This is a genomic window from Paraeggerthella hongkongensis (assembly GCF_003726035.1).
GTDB classification, from domain to species: Bacteria; Actinomycetota; Coriobacteriia; order Coriobacteriales; family Eggerthellaceae; genus Paraeggerthella; species Paraeggerthella hongkongensis.
Genome location: NZ_QICD01000001.1, coordinates 173,787 through 192,905 on the forward strand (window position 1 = coordinate 173,787; position 19,119 = coordinate 192,905).

7 protein-coding genes are annotated in these 19,119 nt (G+C 60.6%); all 7 read left to right on the forward strand.

Annotated elements, in window-relative coordinates; genetic code table 11:
- Positions 1-7 precede the first annotated feature (7 nt).
- The 7 genes from DMP08_RS00795 to DMP08_RS00825 all read left to right on the forward strand — a co-directional run bounded on the left by DMP08_RS00795 (position 8) and on the right by DMP08_RS00825 (position 19,072).
- Positions 8-6,256 carry an InlB B-repeat-containing protein gene (locus DMP08_RS00795; RefSeq protein WP_123191105.1) on the forward strand — a complete coding sequence of 2,083 codons (6,249 nt, stop codon included), beginning with the start codon at positions 8-10 and terminating at the stop codon, positions 6,254-6,256.
- 16 nt (positions 6,257-6,272) lie between these two features.
- Positions 6,273-6,848 (forward strand): hypothetical protein, encoded by a 576-nt coding sequence (locus DMP08_RS00800; RefSeq protein WP_123191106.1) that lies wholly within the window; start codon positions 6,273-6,275, stop codon positions 6,846-6,848.
- Between the two features lie 206 nt (positions 6,849-7,054).
- Positions 7,055-8,764, forward strand: a complete 1,710-nt coding sequence (locus DMP08_RS00805) for an AMP-dependent synthetase/ligase (protein ID WP_123191107.1) — start codon at positions 7,055-7,057, stop codon at positions 8,762-8,764.
- The gene (locus DMP08_RS00810; protein ID WP_114566527.1) at positions 8,757-8,984 is read left to right on the forward strand and encodes an acyl carrier protein; all 228 of its coding nucleotides are present in this window, start codon (positions 8,757-8,759) and stop codon (positions 8,982-8,984) included. Before DMP08_RS00805 ends, DMP08_RS00810 begins: the two co-directional genes overlap by 8 nt.
- Before the next feature lie 11 nt (positions 8,985-8,995).
- Positions 8,996-9,664: a 4'-phosphopantetheinyl transferase family protein gene (locus tag DMP08_RS00815; RefSeq protein ID WP_123191108.1), complete on the forward strand. Its 669-nt coding sequence runs from the start codon at positions 8,996-8,998 to the stop codon at positions 9,662-9,664.
- Between the two features lie 80 nt (positions 9,665-9,744).
- Positions 9,745-17,253 carry a non-ribosomal peptide synthetase gene (locus tag DMP08_RS00820; RefSeq protein WP_148042312.1) on the forward strand — a complete coding sequence of 2,503 codons (7,509 nt, stop codon included), beginning with the start codon at positions 9,745-9,747 and terminating at the stop codon, positions 17,251-17,253.
- A 1-nt stretch (position 17,254) separates the two neighbouring features.
- Complete coding sequence (locus DMP08_RS00825) at positions 17,255-19,072, forward strand: sensor histidine kinase (protein ID WP_161555395.1); 1,818 nt, start codon at positions 17,255-17,257, stop codon at positions 19,070-19,072.
- The last annotated feature ends 47 nt before the right edge of the window (positions 19,073-19,119 follow it).

Sequence of the window (19,119 nt, forward strand, 5' to 3'; positions counted from 1 at the left end):
GGCGACGTTGAGCCATTTGTCGCCCGTTCTTGCCGTCGATGCGGTGAGCGCTGCGTTGCATACGGTCACGTTCACTGCTGAAGGAAACGATCCCATTTCGAAAAACGTGGTAGAGGGCGAAATGTGCCCCGAGCCTGCGACGCCTGTCATTCCTGCAGGTTACGTTGCGTTTCTCGGTTGGTATCAAAAGATGGAGGACGGTTCGCTGTCTTCCAATCGCTTTGATTTCGCCTCGCCCGTTGTGACCGATATCGAGCTTGTTGCCAAATTCAGCGACAAATGGGTCGTTCTGTTCCAGGATGCTGCGGGCAAGGTTGTCGAGACGCAAGAGGTCTCGAACAATCAAAAGGCAAAGCAGCCCGAGCATACTCCCGTTGCCCCTTCTGGGCAGGAGTTCGATGCCTGGTATCTTGACGGGAAGCCTTACAACTTCAATACCCCGGTGACGGGCAATATCACGCTCGTTCCGCACTTCGCCGATACGCACTATGTGCACTTCGTTTCCAAGGGGTCGGCTGTGCCTTCTGCGATCGTGCGCGATGGCGGCACCGTCCCCAAGCCCAACGATCCGACTCGCGAGGGGTACGACTTCCAGTATTGGTCGACGAGCGAGGATGGAAGCTCGGGGGCGTTCAACTTCGATACGCAGATCAAGGCCGATACGGTCTTGTACGGCGTATGGAAGGGCGCGACCGTCGATTACACGCTTGTGTACAACTTCGAGCATGCGAATATTGCCGGCGATGCCGGCACGAATACGAGCAATTACTCGTTTAGCCAGCAAGTTACCATGCGCGCTCAAGCGGGGAGCACGGTGTCGGGCGATAGCTTGCGGGCTTCAGGTCTTTTGAATCCCAATCAATACAGCGACCTGGCTAAGTACGGATACTACGCGTTCGGCGATACGACCCAGATTTCCGGCACGGGCTCCACGGTAATAAACGTGTATTACAAGCGTACGCTGTATACGGTGCAATTCGATCTGGGCAGTAGCAGTTCTCGTTGGATGAGCTTTGACGGTGTTCTGTACAGTGGAGGCTGGAACTCCAGCAAGTATTCGTTTGCAGCAAAATACGAGCAGTCTATCGGAAGCCTTTGGGTGTCATCTAAGAATGCGACGTTTTGGAGCAACCGGAATCAGGGCTTTGCCGGGTGGACCGGCTTCGGCTACAGCACGTTCGTGAGCCATCGTTTTACTATGACCGAAGATATCATAGCGAGCGCCAACAACGATAAGGTGATAACGGCGACAGCGTCGTGGAACACGGTGTCGCGAAGCCAGGTAAACTACTGGCTTGAGGTGGCGGATCCCTCTAATCTTCCTGCGGATGCGAAACAAATGCCGAACGGCAAATACTACAGCGCTCTTAACGAATATACGCAAGAGCTGCTTCACAGCGGAAGCCTAAGCGCGAAGACCATCGGCGGGTTTTCCAAGCATTCGAGCTATGATCAATCCGGTTGGGTTGGTTCTGGATCCCAAGCAATATACACTTATAACTTCTATTACGATCGCAACGCATACACCTTGTCTTTCAACTCCATGGGCGGAAGCTTTGTTTCCCCTGAAACGGTCTTGTACGAAGCTCCTATGGCTCAGCACGAACCTGACGGCCCCACTCGCGAACATTACGTATTCAAGGGATGGTATCTGGATAGCGACTATATGCTGCCCTACGATTTCGGTACAGCCACTATGCCGGGCAGCAACGTCCAATTATATGCGAAATGGGAGTCTTCCCAATACTCCGCCAAGTTCTACACGCACGAGGGAGATGGGACCCCGGTAAAGACGCAGGGTATTGCTCAGGGCGAGTACATCAAAGATCCTGGGGTGTACATTGTGGGTCAGGGCTATGAGGGTCTGGGCGAGTTTCTTGGATGGTACTGGTATCTTCCGGGAACCGATCGCCTGGTTGCCTATAGCTGGGAGACGCCTGTATCCGGTGATGTGACCTTGTACGGGCGCTGGAAAACCGATGGGTTTTCTTTGACGTACGACAAGGGGATCGGTTTCGGAAGCGTGCCTGTCGATACTAACAGCTACGCGCTTGGCGTAAAGGCTCCTGTAAAAGACGCTCTGCTTTCTGCGTCCGGCAAGACATTCGTCGGTTGGCAGGTTGACGGATCTGGTCGCACGTACTATCCGGGGAACACTATCAAGATGAACGGCGATACAAAGCTCGTTGCTCGTTACGTGAATCCTAGTTTGGCGGTGAGCCTTGTCTTCAATGCTAACTACGGGAGCAACCCTGCTACGGAAACATGGACGGCTGAAAAGAACGATTATGTAACGCTGCCTGACAGTATGTTTGACAGGGCAGGGTATTCTTTCGCGGTTTGGAACACGAAACCTGATGGTTCGGGCAGGTCTTACTCCGTCAGCGAAGTTCTTTCGCTGACGGGCAACACCACGCTGTACGCTCAATGGAAGGAAAGCAAGCCGGTAACTTACACGTATACCGCTTTGACGGGCGGGTCGGTAAGCAATGCTTCCGAAACGATTGCTCCTGCGACGGGTGCTGCTTCTGGCTCGACGGCTTCGCCTGATCCCGGGTATAAGTTCGACGGCTGGTACGACAACGCGGAGGCGTCGGGGAATCCGATTTCTCGCGACGCGCAGTTCGTTCCCTCTAAAGTGGACGGCGTTTATGTCGGAGGAAGCTACTGGGCTCGCTTCGCTGTTGATGAAGCCCAGACGTACACGGTGAGCTACGTTGCCGAGAACGGCGTGGTCGATCCCGCTGGCAACCAGGGCATTCAGGTGCTCGGCACCTCCGGCGTGACCGGCTCGACGGCTACGGCTGAGTCTGGTTACAAGTTCGACGGCTGGTACGTTCGCGATGATGAGGGCGATAGGAAGATAGATGGCGCCGAAGCCGGACTTGCTTCTGAAGTTGCTGCCGCCAATATAAAGAAGAACGCCGATAACATCTATGGTGACACAACCTTTGTTGCCAAGTTCGTTGCCGCTGCCAAGGTTTCTGTTTGGTTCTACAAAGCCGAGGGCGATACCAACCCTTACATGATGACCGATGAGGGCTTGGCGCAAACTGGCAAGAACGTGCACGAAAAGGAAATAACCTTGTCTGACGAAAAGGGCTATACTGCCGAACAGATCAAGGAGTACGCCGAAAGAGCTTACGAGCTCATGCGTCAGGATGGCGGGACCGATCGGTATGCAGGTTTTGAAGTTTGGCTCTCGCACAAAGATGGGCAAGGCGGCTGGATCTCGTTTGATAACGAGAACAGCTGGGCGTCCTACGTCATTCAAGCTGGGGACGAAATTCGCTACCACGTGAGCGCCGAAGCAGCCCATAAGGTTACCTACCAGGCGGGCGCGCACAGCACGGGCTCCGGCTGGACTGACAGTCAGCTGTATTACAACGGAGACGGCTTTACCGTGAAGCAGGTTCAGGATGTTTCCGTGACTCCCGATATCGGTTATCGTTTCGATCATTGGAAACTTTCCGACGGTAAAACATACCAGGCTGGCGATGAATACACGATGGGCCAGGAAAATGTGACCTTCACGGCTGTATGCGTCAAGGACGACGCCCAGACCCAGCCCACCTCCTACACCGTCAAGCACGTCGTCGAGGGCGTGGAGCAGGCCCAGGATAGCGCCACCTACGCGGGGACCGCCTGGGTCAACGACGAGCATCCCAGCATCGTGGTGGCGGGGGACACCATCGCGCCCAAGACCTACGAGGGCTACAAGTTCGCCTCGATCACGCCCGCCATCGAGGGCGGGGCCTCCGTCGCGAGCGGCACCACCATCACGCTCGCCTACGTCAAGGACGACGGGCAGACCCAGGACACCCTCTACACGGTCGAGTACTTCAAGGACGGCGTGAAGGTGGAGGCCGACTCGTACACCGAGCACGCGACCGCATGGGTCAACGACGACCCGGCGCAGATCGCGATCAAGGCGACCATCGACGCCGCGGGCGACAAGTACCGGGGCTACAGGCTCGCCTCCACGAGCCCCGAGGCGCTGCCCCAGGCGGGGGACAAGGTGAACTCGGGCACCGTCATCCAGGTCAAGTACGTCAAGGACGACGCCCAGACCCAGCCCACCTCCTACACCGTCAAGCACGTCGTCGAGGGCGTGGAGCAGGCCCAGGATAGCGCCACCTACGCGGGGACCGCCTGGGTCAACGACGAGCATCCCAGCATCGTGGTGGCGGGGGACACCATCGCGCCCAAGACCTACGAGGGCTACAAGTTCGCCTCGATCACGCCCGCCATCGAGGGCGGGGCCTCCGTCGCGAGCGGCACCACCATCACGCTCGCCTACGTCAAGGACGACGGGCAGACCCAGGACACCCTCTACACGGTCGAGTACTTCAAGGACGGCGTGAAGGTGGAGGCCGACTCGTACACCGAGCACGCGACCGCATGGGTCAACGACGACCCGGCGCAGATCGCGATCAAGGCGACCATCGACGCCGCGGGCGACAAGTACCGGGGCTACAGGCTCGCCTCCACGAGCCCCGAGGCGCTGCCCCAGGCGGGGGACAAGGTGAACTCGGGCACCGTCATCCAGGTCAAGTACGTCAAGGACGACGCCCAGACCCAGCCCACCTCCTACACCGTTCAGTACACCATTGAGGGCCAGCTGCAAAGCAGCGATACCATCAAAATCGACGGCACCGCATGGGTCAACGACGACCCGGCGATGATCGTCGTCGCTGAAGGCGGCATCCCCGCCCCGGCCGACAAGTACAAGGGCTACAAGCTCGACGAGGCCAACCCTGTCTATCCTGAGGCCGGCGTGCGAGTTGAGTCCGGGTCGATTTATACCGTCAACTACGTCCCTGACTTCTCGTCCCTCAGTGCAAGCGGTTTCGACGTCACCTACGACGGAGTTCCGCATAAGGTGTTGCTGCATGGTGTTGTCTTGCCTGGGGACGCAATCGAATACTGGGTTGGCGACACGCAGCTTGCCGCCAACGAGTTCGTCAATGTGGCGGATTCCGCTGAAGTTACCGTGAAGGTGATCCGCGGGACCCAGGCGTGGACCAGCGATCCCGTGACCGCCAGGATCGCCCCCGCACCCGCCACTATCAAGGTCAACGACTCGTCCAAGAAGTACGGGGAGCTCGATCCCGCCTTCACGGGCGCGGTTGAAGGGCTGATCGGTTCCGATTCGCTGGGCGATGTGGTCTACAGCCGTACCAACAACGACGAAGCCGTCGGATCCTATGCGGGCGTCCTTACCGCTACGGTCGATAACCTCAACGGCAACTACACCTATACGGTGGAGCCGGGCAACTTCTCCATCGAGCCTGCAGAGGGCAACATCGTTCGCATTACCTCCGATGCCGAGGGCTTGACGAAGGTCTACGACGCGCAGCCCGTGTCCGTTGCGGCCGCGGCTGACGTCGAAGGCTCTACGCTGCTGTATTCGGTGGACAACGGGGCAACCTGGTCCGAGAGCAACCCGTCGTTCACGGATGCTGGAACGTACACGGTGTACGTGAAGGCCACGCATCCGGGGTACCAGGAAACGGCTCCGGTGAGCGCGACCGTTGTCATCACCCCCGCGCCCGTTACCATCACGGTTGCCGACGCTTCCAAGGTTGCGGGTGCCGCCGACCCGACCTTCACCGGCACGGTCGCGGGTTTGGTGGCCGAGGGCGACCTGGGCGACGTGACCTACGTCCGCCCCGGTGGCGAAGAGGCTGTGGGCGTGTACCAAGGCGCTCTGACCGCTCTGTTCACGCAGAATCCGAACTACGCGGTTTCCGTGGTCAACGGCACCTTCACCATCACCGCACCGCCGGTTCCGCCCACGCCTCCGACGCCGGTCGAGCCCACCCCCACGCCTACGCCGCTGCCCGACCCGGGCACGGTTCCGCCGGATAGCCCCCTGGCACCCATTGTCGCGCCCATCGTTGATGCGCTGCAAAGTGCCGCGGAGGCCGTGATCGGCGACAACGAGACGCCCCTTGCCCAACGTGAAGCGGAGATCTCCGACAACCAGACTCCTCTTGCAAACCACGATCACGCTTCGTGCTGGGTGCATTTCTACATCATCCTGGGCATCATCGTGACGGCTATCTACTCCGCTTGCGTGGCGCTGCGCCGCGGCTTGTTCTCGCGCAAGCTCAAGCAGTACGAAGACAACCTGACCGGGGGCGGCAACCCCGCTCCCGGCGCCCCTTCGAATTCCGACGACGGCGCCGCGCAGGTGAACATCCCCAAGGGCGCCCCTGCGGGTGCCGCCATGGCCGCCGGACTGAGCGAATAGGGAAGGAAGGATCAGCATGAAAAAGAGCAACGTCATCATCTTCGCCCTGCTTGCGGCAATCTCGGCGTTCTTGTTGTGGCTGTGGTATTTCTTAGGCTTCAACAGGGTCGACGATCCGCTCGACCTGGTGCTTTCCATCGTGTGGTGGGTGGTTATCGCAGCGGCTATCCTCGTTATCGTGAAGATGGAGCAGGTTCGTCGCCAGCGCATTCGCACGGTGTACGTGGGCGACGGCTCTACGTTCAACAGCGAAAAAGGGCTCATGAGCTTCATGGAGGGCGCATCCATGCAGGATGCGATCGCCTCCATCGTCGAGAACCTGAAATACGACTTCACGCGGGAGGATTTTCCCGACCAGGACAAGTTCCAAGCAAAGTACTTCGTCCGTACGAAGGATTTCAAGACGGAAGAAAGCCCCGAGGCCGTAAAGGACCAACCGACGGAATCTGCTCAGACTTCACCGGGCTCCTCCGCGTCTGTTCAACGGATATGGTCGGGCGAGGTGGTCGTTGCGGCCACCGGCGAGGAAAAGCCGTTTGAAACGCCCGAAGAATTGGCCGCTATTTTGACCACGTTCGAAGCTGCGGCTTAAAGCCGCCCTTCTGGTCGCGCTCGCATCGACAGCCCTTCCGGCAAAGTTTCTGGAGGGGCTGTTTCTTAGCTTACGCGACATCGTCGTTTGATCATGGTTCGACCGCGTGAGTCCTGCGGTGCAAGTTGGGTCGACGCCTCTCTTGCTTGCAGGGCCTGGCAGGCTTTTGAATGTTTAATTGCAAGTAGAATGGTTGTGATTCGCGCATGAGGAGCTATCGGCTTAACGACATCGAGGAACTTTCCGATCTGCGTCATCTGCTCGAACGCAGCGCGCGGCTCTTTTCGGATAAAACCGCATGTGCCGAGTTGTCGCGTTCTTCGGAACTGCACGAAGTGAGCTATGCTCGCCTTTTGGAAGATGTGCGCGTTCTGGGAACCGCGTTTTTGGAACGGGGGTACGCCGGCAAGCGCATCGCGCTCATCGGGGAAAACTCTTACGCATGGGTTTTGGCGTACTTCGCCGTGGTCAATAGCGGGATGACGGTGGTTCCTTTCGACAAAGAACTGTCCTGTTCCGAGGTCGTCGATCAAATGGCAAGGGCGAACGTTGATGCGCTGTGCCATACCGCATCGTACGCACCCGAGGCGCGCCGCGCGGCCGATGCGTTGAAGGAGCGCTGCGGGCTTGAGGTGGAGCTTTTTGACATGGGGTCGCTGGCTGCGGGCGAATTGGCGTGCGAACTGCTTTCTTGCGGGCGAGAGCAGATCGCGCTCGGCAACGATCGGTACGCGCGGGTCGAGCTGGACCCGGATGCCGTGTGCTCCATTCTGTTCACGTCGGGGACCACCGGCGTGAGCAAGGGCGTTTTGCTGAGTCATCGAAACTTTGCATCCAATATAAAAGGAGCATGCGAGCTGGTGCTTTTCGGCCCGCAGGATACGCTGGTCTCCGTTCTTCCCGTCCATCACGCTTACGAGGACATGGCGGGCATCTTCTGCCCGTTGTACTATGGGTGCACCGTGGGGTTCTGCTCCGGTTTGAAAATGTTGCCGAAATGCCTCGATGCGTTCAAGCCCACCATTTTGTGCCTGGTTCCCCTGTACGTCGAAACGTTCAGGAGCAAGATCCTTCGTGCTGCAAAAGAGGGAGGCCGCGAACGGCAGCTTGCCTTCGCCTGCAAAGCAAGCTCGCTGCTTCGGCGTGTTGGCGTCGATGTTTCGGACAAGCTGCTCGCGCAGCCCCGGGGGGCGTTCGGCGGCCGCCTGCGGCTCGTTATCTGCGGAGGCGCGCCGCTCGATCCGGCTTATGCGCCGTTTTACCGCTCTCTTGGCATCAACCTCATTCAAGGGTACGGCATTTCCGAATGTTCCCCCATTGTTTCGGTCAACCGCAACAACGAGTTCAAAGACGATTCCGTTGGCCGCGTGGTCTCGTGCGCGCGCGTGCGGTTCGACGAGGACGGGCAAATTTGGGTCAACGGGCCGTCGGTTATGGCAGGGTACTTGGATGAAGAAGCTGAAACGCTGGTCGATGGCTGGTTCCCAACGGGCGATCTGGGTCATTTGGATGCGGATGGGTTTCTGCATATTACAGGGCGGTGCAAAGACGTTATCGTGCTGAACAACGGCAAGAACGTTATGCCCCAGGAGATCGAACGCGCTTTGACGGCGTGCGATTCCGTAGCCGAAGCGGTGGTCGTCGGCGCGCCTGGAAGGGGCAACGGTTCCGAGTACTTGGCGGCGCACGTCTACCCGGACTTCGAAGCTATCGGGCTGGATGCGAAATCTCCGGAAGCTGCGGCGGCTGCCCGGGATCGGGTGCGCGCCGATATCAGGCGCGTCAACAGGGGACTGGCGTTTTACAAGCGCATAGCAACGTTCGCGGTGCGCACCGAACCGTTCGAGAAAACGACAACGCGCAAGGTCAAGCGGTTTCTGCTTGTTGACGATACGAAGGGAATGACGCATGTTTGATCGTGTTCGAAGCATTATCCAAGGCTACATCCAGCGCGATGACCTGGAGATCACGCTTGATACCGATGTGCTGAGCGACCTGGGCATCAACTCGCTTGAGTTGGTGGAGCTGGTGTGCGCGTTCGAGATGGAATTCGATCGGGAGATACCGGAAAAAGACATTCGCCAGTTCGTGACGGTCGAGGACATCGTGCGCTATCTGGAAGCGATCGAGGCGTAGGCCGAAGCGCCGTGGACCTGTACCTTGCATCCGTGCCCGCCGCTGACGAGCGATCGCTCGTCGAAGCGGCGCTTCCCTTCGCGACGCCAGCGAAGCGCGTCCGCATGGAGCGCTGCCGCGTTGCGCAGCAGCGCGCGGGCATGGCGCTCGTCGAGGTTCTGCTCGCATGGGCGCTGTGCGAAAAGCGCGGTGTAGACTTGCGCGCCGTCGACCGTTTCGAGGACGACAACGGCAAGCCCTTCGTACGTTACGTTGGCGGCTCGGTCGAATTCAGCGTGAGCCATTCCGGATCATACGCCCTGGTTGGGATCGATGATGCTCCCATCGGCGTGGATATCCAGCAGCAGCGTCAGGCGGACGAGCGGCTTGCGCGCAAGGTCATGGACGCGGCCTCGTTCGAAACGTGGTTGGGGTCTTCCGACGGAACAACGCTGTTCTGCGATTACTGGGCTCGCATGGAAAGCGAGTTGAAGTGGTGGGGGGTTGGGATTGCGGGTCTTGGAAGGGCCGACCTTGTTCTTCCGGAGGGCGTGTCGGCCTGCGCGGTCGATGTTCCTGCAGGGTATTCGGCTTCCGTGTGCGCTGCGCTGCCCAAGCCCGCCCCGGTGCGGGCGTTTCCCCGAATCGTGCAGATCGAGGAGCTGCTTGCTTTTGCCGAAAGGGAAGGGCTGCAATCGTGAAGCAAAACGAGGATACCCAGAGTGCATTGCCGTCGCCCGATGCGACGGTGCGCGCAAGCGAAAACGAAGGAGCGTCCCTTATGGCAGGTCGGTATCCGTTGACTCATCCGCAAAGCCGCATTTGGCATGTCGAGCAATCGCATCCGGGAACCAGCATGTGGAACAACGCCGGTACGCTCAAGATTCGCGGGCACCTTGATTTCGATTTGCTGGATAAGGCCATTCAGCTGTTTCTGGAGGCGAACGAGTCTCTTCGCCTGCGCATTTGCCTTGTCGACGGCCAGCCCATGCAGTACGTGGCCGCGTATCGGCCCGTGCATGTCGACCGACTTGATTTCAGCTCTGCGGGCGTGAAGGGGCTGTACGAGTGGGATGTTCGTCAAACGCAGGCTCCCATGTCGCTGATCGACAGCCCCCTCTATTACTTCGCTTTGGCGAAAACCGCTCCTGACGAGGGGTACCTGTACGCGAAAATGCACCACATCATTTCCGACGGCGTGTCGTTCGTGGTGTTCGCAAACGAGGTCATGGATTGGTACGACATGCTTTTGTGCGGGGAGGACCCCGTGCCTCGGCCCGCAATCTCGTACCTCGATTACGTCGAGGAGGAGCGTCTCTATCGGGAGTCCAAGCGATTCGCTTACGACGAGGCGTACTGGCTCAGACGGTTTTCGGACTTTCCAGATGCCACGTTGCTCAAGCCGCGAACGTCGGACTGCTTCGCAACGAAAGCGAAGCGCAAGGCGTGCGTGCTTTCGGCCGAGCTTTCCACGGCGGTGCGGGACTTTTGCAAAGAGCATCGCGTGTCGGTGTTCGCGTTGCTGCTGTCTGCGTTTTCCGTGTACTTGAATCGCGTGTTGGGGAAAGAAGACCTGGTCATAAGCGCTCCCGTATCGAATCGCACCTTTGCGGGGTCCAGCGAGCGCTTCGGCATGTACGTGAGCACGGTGCCCGTGCGGGTGGCGGTCGACAACGAACGGACGTTTCTTAATTTCGCCGAAGGAGTGTCCAACGAATGGTTCTCCGTTCTCAAGCATCAGCGGTATCCGTACGACGTGCTCATTGAGAAGATCCGCGAAAACCGCCCCGACGTCGATCAGCTGTACGATATCTCTTTGTCGTACCAGGTGGGGACGTTCGAAACGAAGAAGCGCCGCTTCTCCTACGAAGGCCGTTGGCATTTCAGCGGGCATCAGGCGTCCTCGCTCAACGTTCACTGGAACGATCGCGAGAACAACGGGCGTTTCGTGCTGGATTACGATTACCTCTCGCCCCTGTTCGCGGCAAAGGAAGTTGATTTCATCCACGAGCATTTGTGCAACATCGTAGCCGATGCCGTTGCTCATCCCGAAAAGCGGCTCTTCGAACTTGCCATGGTTTCTGCAGAAGAGCGAGACAAGGTGCTGTACCGGTTCAACGACACCGATGACGGCTTCGAGCGAACCGACCTGGTCAGCTTGTGGAAGCGCCGCGTTGCCGAGGGTCCTTGCGAATCGGCGTTGACCTATCGCGACCGAAGCTGGACGGCGGCCGAGCTGGATCGGGCCTCCGACGAGGTTGGCGACGTGCTGGCGAATGCGGGGGTTGCGCCGGGCGATGTGGTTGCGCTTGCCTTGCCGCGAAGCGACGTCTACTATGCGGCCATGCTGGGCGCCCTCAAGGCGGGTGCGGCGTTCATGCCCATCGACCCCTCGCTTCCCGAGGAGCGCGTCCGTTACATGCTGAACGAGTCGGGCGCGCGGTTTGCGCTGGTCGGACCAGGGGATTTGGAGGAGCGGCAGAAGGGGGCGCTCCTGTCGGTCCCGGTCGCCTCGTTGCGCGCCGAGGAGCTTGTGCGGCGCGTTTCCTGCGTGCGATCGGAGGCGGCTGCGGGGAAGGACCGTTGTTCGGAAAGCGCTGCCGCAGAGGGGATCTGCGCTGCACGGCGCTTTCCCGATCCCGGCCAGGCAGCCTACCTTATCTACACGTCGGGTTCGACCGGCACGCCGAAGGGCGTGGTGGTCGAGCATGCGCAGATAGCCCATTTCGTGTTGTCGATGCGCGCGGTGTGGGGTCGCACTCCCGGCGGCAGGATGCTGTGCGTGGGCCCGGTGTCGTTCGACATCAACATCATGGAAGCGGCTATCGGCCTGTTCTCGAACCGTACGCTTGTGGTTGCCGACGACCGACAGGCCGATTACCCCGACGATCTGTGCGCGCTGATGGGAAAGGAGCGCGTGGACCTTATGATGGTCACGCCGGGGCGCATGGAGATGATTCTTTCGGCCCAAGCGGGCGCTCATGCGCTGCGAGGGGTCCGGGAAATCGGATTGGGGGCCGACGTGCTCCCGCCCGAGCTGCTGCGGCGCATCCAGCAGGTTACGTCGTCGTGCATCACGAACTTCTACGGTCCTACCGAGGTGACCATCGCGGCCACGTGCTGCGACGTGACCGGCCGTGCCGACGTCAACATCGGCCGCCCCATGAACGGCGTGCGCGTTTACATTCTGGACCCGCACCTCAATCCGGTTCCGATTGGCGTTCCAGGCGAGCTGTACGTTGGAGGCGCTGGCGTGAGCAGGGGATACGTTGCGCGTGCCGAGTTGACGGCCGAGCGCTTCGTGCCGTCTCCCTTCGTGAAGGGGGAGCGTCTTTACCGCACGGGCGACGTGGGCCGCTGGTATCCGCTTGGCGAAATTCAGTTTCTCGGACGCATCGACCGTCAGGTGAAGATTCGCGGATACCGCGTTGAGCTGGGAGAGATCCAGAACAGGTTGTTGCAGTTGGAGGGGATCCGCTCGGCGGCGGTGGTGGCGCACGATGAGCCGGACGGGCGCAAGTCGCTGTGCGCGTACGTGGCGGGGGATTGCGTGCCGCCTGCTGCACGGATGAAGGCGCACCTGTCCGAATCGCTGCCGTTTTACATGGTTCCTTCATGCTTCATGGAGCTTGACGAGCTTCCTCTTACGGCAAGCGAAAAGCTTGACGTACGTCGCCTCCCCGAGCCTCATCGGGAAACGGTGGGTACGTGCTCGTTTGAAACCGACACCCAGCGCAAGCTCGCGGAGTTGTGGGAGAGCGTCTTGGGGGTGCGTTGCGTTCGCCCCGACGATCACTTTTTCGAAATCGGCGGGGACTCGCTGTCCATCGTGCGCATGATAGCCGAAGTGGCCGAGGTCTTCGATGCGAACATCGATTTGGCGGACGTGTACCGCGACCCGACGCTTGCCGCCTGCGCTGCGCTTGTTGACCGGGCGGAGGCCAGCTACTGCAAGCCGGTGAAGCCCGTGGCGGCGCGCCGTTACTATCCGGCCACGTCAACGCAGCAGCGCATGGTTTTGGCGGCGAACGAGGCTCCTGACTCCGTTGCTTACAACGTGCCGGCGCTGTTCGTGTTCGAAGGCTTGCTCGATGAGGACCGGCTCAAGGTTGCCTTGGAGAGGCTGCTCGCTCGGCATGCTGTTCTGCGCACGTCGCTGCATGTGCGCGACGGCGCGATCGTGCAGCGGGTTCACCGTTCGGTCGAGGTGCCGTACGAGTCGGTTGCGTGCGCCGATTCCCGCATCGCGGCATGCGCGAAGCGGCGCGTTCGGCCCTTCGACGTCTCAAGCGCTCCGCTCATGCGGCTTGTCTCCATTCGAACGCCTCGGCGGCATGCGCTGCTGTTCGACTTCCATCATGCCGTTTGCGACCAGGCGGGGCTTCGAATCGTGCTCGACGACTTCGCCGCTTTGTACCATGAAGACGCATTGCCTCCGCTTGCCGTCGATTACAAGGACTGCGCCGTTTGGTTGGAGGGGCGCCTTGCTTCGGACGCTTCGGAGCGGCATGCGGCGTATTGGCGCGAACGGCTTTCCGGCAACCTCCCCGTACTGTCGCTGCCCACCGAGCGCCCTCGGACGAACGAACGGAAGGGCGCAGCATGCGAGGCGCGCATTGCCGCGAGCGCGCTCGCGCCGCTGCACGCCCTTGTGCGGTCTCGGAAGGCTACGGTGGCCACGGCGCTCATGACCGTGTTCGGGCTGGTGCTTTCCCGTACTGCCTTGCAAGACGAGGTGGTGATCGGCATGCCCGTAGAAAACAGGATGCAACCTGCGATGCAGCATACGGCGGGCGCTTTCATCAACACGGTTCCGGTGCGGTGCGCGTTTTCGGACGGACAGACCGTCCGTGCATGCTTCGACGCGGTGCATCGCGCTTTGAGCGAAGCCCTTTCCCATCAGGATTATCCGTTCGAGCGCATCGTGGCCGACGTGGGCGCTGCGCGCCAGCGCGGTCGCAACCCCTTGTTCGACGCGATGCTCGTGTTCGGGAAAGACCAGGTGAGCTTGACGCTTGAAGGCGTATCCGCAACGCCTCGGTTCGTGGACGTTGCAACGGCGAAGCTCGATGTGACGCTGTTCGTCTACGAAGCAGCGGACGGCCTGACATGCAGATTGGAGTACGATCGAAATCTGTTTTCCGCTGCGGCAGCGCGGCGCATGCTCGATCGCTTCACTCATACCGCAGCAACGCTGTTCGAAGCTCCCGACGAGGGCATCGCGCGCGCAAGCGTGCTGCCCGTGGAAGAGTATCAGCTGGTGACAAGCGGGTTTGCGGGAGACGAGATGCCTGTTCGCAACCGGCCGCTCTGCGCGTGGGTGGAAGACCTTGCCGATCGGCGGCCGTGCGACGAAGCCGTTGTGGCCGTGGACGGTCGGTTGACGTTTTCCGAGCTGGATCGGCAGGCCGATTGCATCGCATGCGCTCTTGCCGAAGCAGGAGCGGGACCCGGATCCTTGGTGGCCGTCATGATGCGGCGCAGCGCGGCGTTGCTCCCGGCTCTGTTCGGCGTCATGAAGGCGGGCGCTGCTTACGTTCCCGTCGACCCGACGTATCCGGCCGACCGCAAGGCGCTCATGCTGGCCGATAGCGGGGCGCGCCTTGTGCTGGTCGATGGCCAGACGCGTGACGACTGCCCGGAAATCCCGACCGGCGTTGCAACGGTAATCGTCGAGGACGCGCTTCTTGCGCGGGCATCGCTGGACTCGGCGCGGGCTCGCGGCGAGCGTATGCGCAGGTGCTCCGGGGCGAAGCCGGACGATCCTGCGTACGTCATCTACACAAGCGGTTCGACCGGCGTGCCGAAGGGGAGCCTCCTCACGCGCGCGGGCGTGGCGAACCTGCGGGACGCTATGGCTTCGTGCATCGGCTACCGTCCTGCATGGACCGCAGTTTCGGTGACTACGATGTCGTTCGACATTTTCGTTGCGGATGCGCTGCTTCCCTTGACGTACGGCTGCCGTACCGTGCTCGCCGACGAAGAGGAGCTTCGGCAGCCTCGGCTGCTTGCCGGCCTCATCGAGCGCGAACGGGTCGATTTTCTGCAGGCGACGCCCTCGCGCATGCAAATCATGGTGCGTGACCAAGCATTCGTCCAAGCCGCTTCACGGCTTTCGACCGTGGTTCTGGCGGGAGAGAAGCCGCCGCTTCCGTTGGTTCGAACGTGCAAGCGCATCATGCCCGGCGCGCGTCTCAAGAACGGGTACGGCCCGACCGAGGTGACCGTGTACACCTCGTTTCAGGATATGACCGACTGCTCGTACGTGAGCATCGGGCGACCTATCGCGAACACGCGCGTCTACGTGCTCGACGAGGCGCTGCGCCCCGTTCCCGTGGGAACGTACGGGGAAGCCTACATTGCCGGAGCAGGGGTGTCGCCGGGCTACATCGGCCGTCCCGATCTGAACGAGTCGCGCTTTCTTCCCGATCCGTTTCACGAGGGAGGCGTTATGTACCGGTCGGGAGACGTGTGCCGGTTCGACGAGCACGGCGAGCTGTTCATTGCGGGTCGCGTCGATCACCAGGTGAAGGTGCGCGGTTTGCGCATCGAACCCGGTGAGATCGAGGCGGCTCTCTGCGCTCTTGACGGCATTGCCGAAGCGGTGGTGGTGGCGCGCGGGGCGGGCGAGCGCAAGCAGCTGGTTGCGTACTACACGGCGTCCGAGCCGCATGAGGTTTCGCAGCTGCGGTCTGCGCTTGCGGCGCAGCTCCCTTCGTTTTTGGTGCCCGCGCGCTTCGTTTGCCTTGAGGCGCTCCCCGAAACGGCAAACGGCAAGGTGGACCGCGGGCGCCTTCCCGATCCAGATGCCAGCGGCTGCGCGACGACGTCCGCGCCTTCCGGCACGCCTGCGAAGCGGGCATGCTCGGCCGAGGAGCGACGGCTTCTGCGCGCGATCGAGCACGTCTTGGGAGTGCGGGGCATCGGCCTGGCCGACAACGTGTTCGATTTGGGAGGCGACTCCTTGGCGGTCATCTCCATCCAAGCGCGGCTCGCCCCGCACGGGTGGACGCTGCGCACGCAGGATTTCTACGATGCCGCGACCATCGGGGATCTGCTCGCACGTGCGCACATGCCCGGCGCGAAGGGTGTTTCCAAGCGCCAGCAGAAAACGGGCGGAAGCGCATCGGATCGTCGTTTGGCCGATCGAAGCGAAGCGGCGGCATCGGTTGCGCGCAATGCGGCAGCGGCTTGCGAAAAGCCCGTTGCCGCATGCTCCCTTGACCGTGTGCTCGTAACGGGAGCAACGGGATTTCTGGGCGCCCATGTGGTGGCGGAGCTTTTGGCTGCGGGCGCGGGGGAGGTGCTTTGCCTGGTGCGCGCCGCCGACGACGTCGAGGCGCAGGTGCGCCTCGATCATGCGCTGGCAGCTTACGGGATGGACTTTGCCCCCGCGGTTCGCGCCGTGCGCGGCGACGTGTCCCATGACGCTCGCGGTTTGGCCGCGTCGCTTGGTTCGATCGACGCGGTGTTCCACTGCGCGGCCATCACCGACCACGTTGGCCGGCGCGAGGAGTACGAGCGCGTCAACGTCGAGGGCACGCGTCGCATGCTGGAACTGGCCGCTATGCTGGAAGCGCAGTTCATGCATGTGTCCACGATGAGCGTGGCCGGCAGGGGCGGTGCGCTGTTCGACGAGCGATCGTTCGACGTCGGGCAAGACGTTGATTTCAACGAGTACGCTCGAAGCAAGTACCGGGCTGAGGCCGTCGTGCTCGACGCTTTCGCGAAGGGCGTTGCGGGCCGCGTGTTTCGCGTGGGGAATCTGACGGGCCGCGCTCGTGACGGGGTGTTTCAGCGCGATGTCCATCGCAACGCCTTCGCGATGCGCCTTGCCGCTTACGCCCGCTTGGGATGCTATCCTGAAAGCCTGGTCGAACGGTTCGAGATGACGCCCGTCGACTCATGCGCGCGTTCCATCGTGCTGTTGGCAACGCATGATTCGCATTGCGTCGCGCACGTGTGCAGCGATCGGCGGATCGACGTCAAGGCGCTTGCGGCGCTTTTGCGGCGTTGCGGCCATCCTGTTGAGCCGGTGTCGGACGAGGCGTTTGCCCGGTGCGTTTCCGGGCGCCTGAACAACGAGTTCAAAAGTTTGTTCGGCATTGTTCGGGATGTTGTCGAGCGCCCCGCCGCCCAGCCTACCGAGGCGTCGGCGGCGGCTACGTGCGCCGCGCTGCAGGAGAAGGGCTTTTCCTGGCCGGACCCCGATGCGGCGTACTTTGCCCCCTACTTCGCTCAGATCCAAGCTGCCGTCGAGGCTTCGGGCCCCGTTCGAGAAAGGAGTTAACGTGGACGCTGCTTCCGTAATCGTGTTGACGGTGGTTCTCATCGCGTTGGTCGCCATGCTGTGCTACGTGGCGTTTGCCAAAGAGAAGAAAACGCTTCACTACCTGTTCATCACCATCATCGTCGAGCTGATCGTGTGGAACACGGCGGTGCTCGGCGGCAAGTACGTTGCCGCCGATCCGGAGCTTTCCGTGTTCGTTGACAACTTCGCCTACTTTGGGGCCGCATTTGTGCCGGTCACTATGCTGTTGCTGGGTTTGGCGTACCAGAAAAGCTTCAAAGGCTTTTCGAAGGCATACGGGCTGCTGTTCGCGTTCCCCATTATCACGATGGTTGTGATATTCACGAACGACTTCCATCATCTTTTCTACCTTTCGTATACGCCGGGCGTAGGGTACGTACAGGGGCCGTACTTTGTGTTCTACGCCTTGTATTCGTATGCGTGCCTGTTCACCGGCATGGGGCTGCTATGCTATACCGCCATCAAAACCTCGGGCGTGCTTTCGCTGCAGGCGCTGCTCAACGTTGCGGCCGCGCTTATTCCCACGGTCACGAACATCTGCTACACGCTGCACGTTCCCGGCTTCTACGTGTACACTACGCCGGTTGCGTTCACCATTACCGTACTGCTCTACATTGTGTCGCTGTTTCGATTCGGCTTCCTTAAAACCGTTCCCATTGCCACGCAAACCGTCATCAATCGCATTTCGGATTGTTTCGTGGTTATCGATCGCGAGCTTCGCATGCTCGATTGCAACGAATCGTTCACCCGTCGGTTCTATGATCGATCGAACGCCCAGAAAAAAACGAAGCTCGACGATCTGCTGGTCGGTATGGGATTGTCTGCCGACCAGGTTGCTTCCATTCGCTGGAACATTGCGGTCGCCTTCGAGTCCGGCCGTTTGCAAACGGCTGACCTTGCCGTCGAGGCGGGCGAAGGTCCTCTGTTCTACACGGTCGAGTACACGCCTTTGTCGGAGAGCTTGTCGTATCCGGCGCTCGTGCTGTTGTTCAAGGACGTCACGCAACACGTGCTTGACCTGCAGGCGTTGCGCGACAATCAAGACATTCTGCTTGAGCGGGAGCGCTTGGCTTCGCTCGGGCAGATGATCGGCGGGATCGCGCACAATCTCAAAAGTCCCATCTTGGCTATTTCGGGAGGCATCGACCAGGTGCAATGGCTGGTGTCGGAGTATCGCGACTCGGTAGGGGACCAAGAGGTTACCGATGACGATCATCGCGAGATCGCCCGCGATATGGATGAGTGGCTTGCGAAGATGAAGATCCAGCTTTCGTACATGTCCGACATCATATCCACCGTCAAGGGACAGGCAGCCCAGTTCAGCGAGGACTCATCCCATCCGTTCACCGTTGGCGAGGTGCTGAAGCGAACGCAGATACTCATGCAGCATTCGCTCGTGAAGGGCGGATGCACGCTGGAAACCGAGGTGAACATCAGTCGTGAGCAGGTGGTGTTCGGCGATGTGAATAGTCTTGTTCAGATTCTAGATAACGTCATCGACAATGCCATCCATGCGTATAATGGGGACGGTGGCACGATCAAGCTGAACGTGGAGCCGGTCGAGGACAGCGTGCGTTTCTCCGTTTCCGATCAAGGGGCGGGCATTGCACCCGATGTTCAAAAGCTCCTGTTCAAAGAGATGACGACAACAAGGGGCAAGCACGGGACCGGACTTGGCCTGTACATGTCCTACAGCACGGTAAAAGGCATGTTCCGCGGCAGCATGTGGTTCGAAACGCAGCCGGGCGCGGGCACCACGTTCTTCATTCAAATTCCTTTGGCAGGAAAGCGAGGGTAGCATTGTATGCGCAAGCGGCGTAGTCGGGAGGTTTCCGAGGAATACCG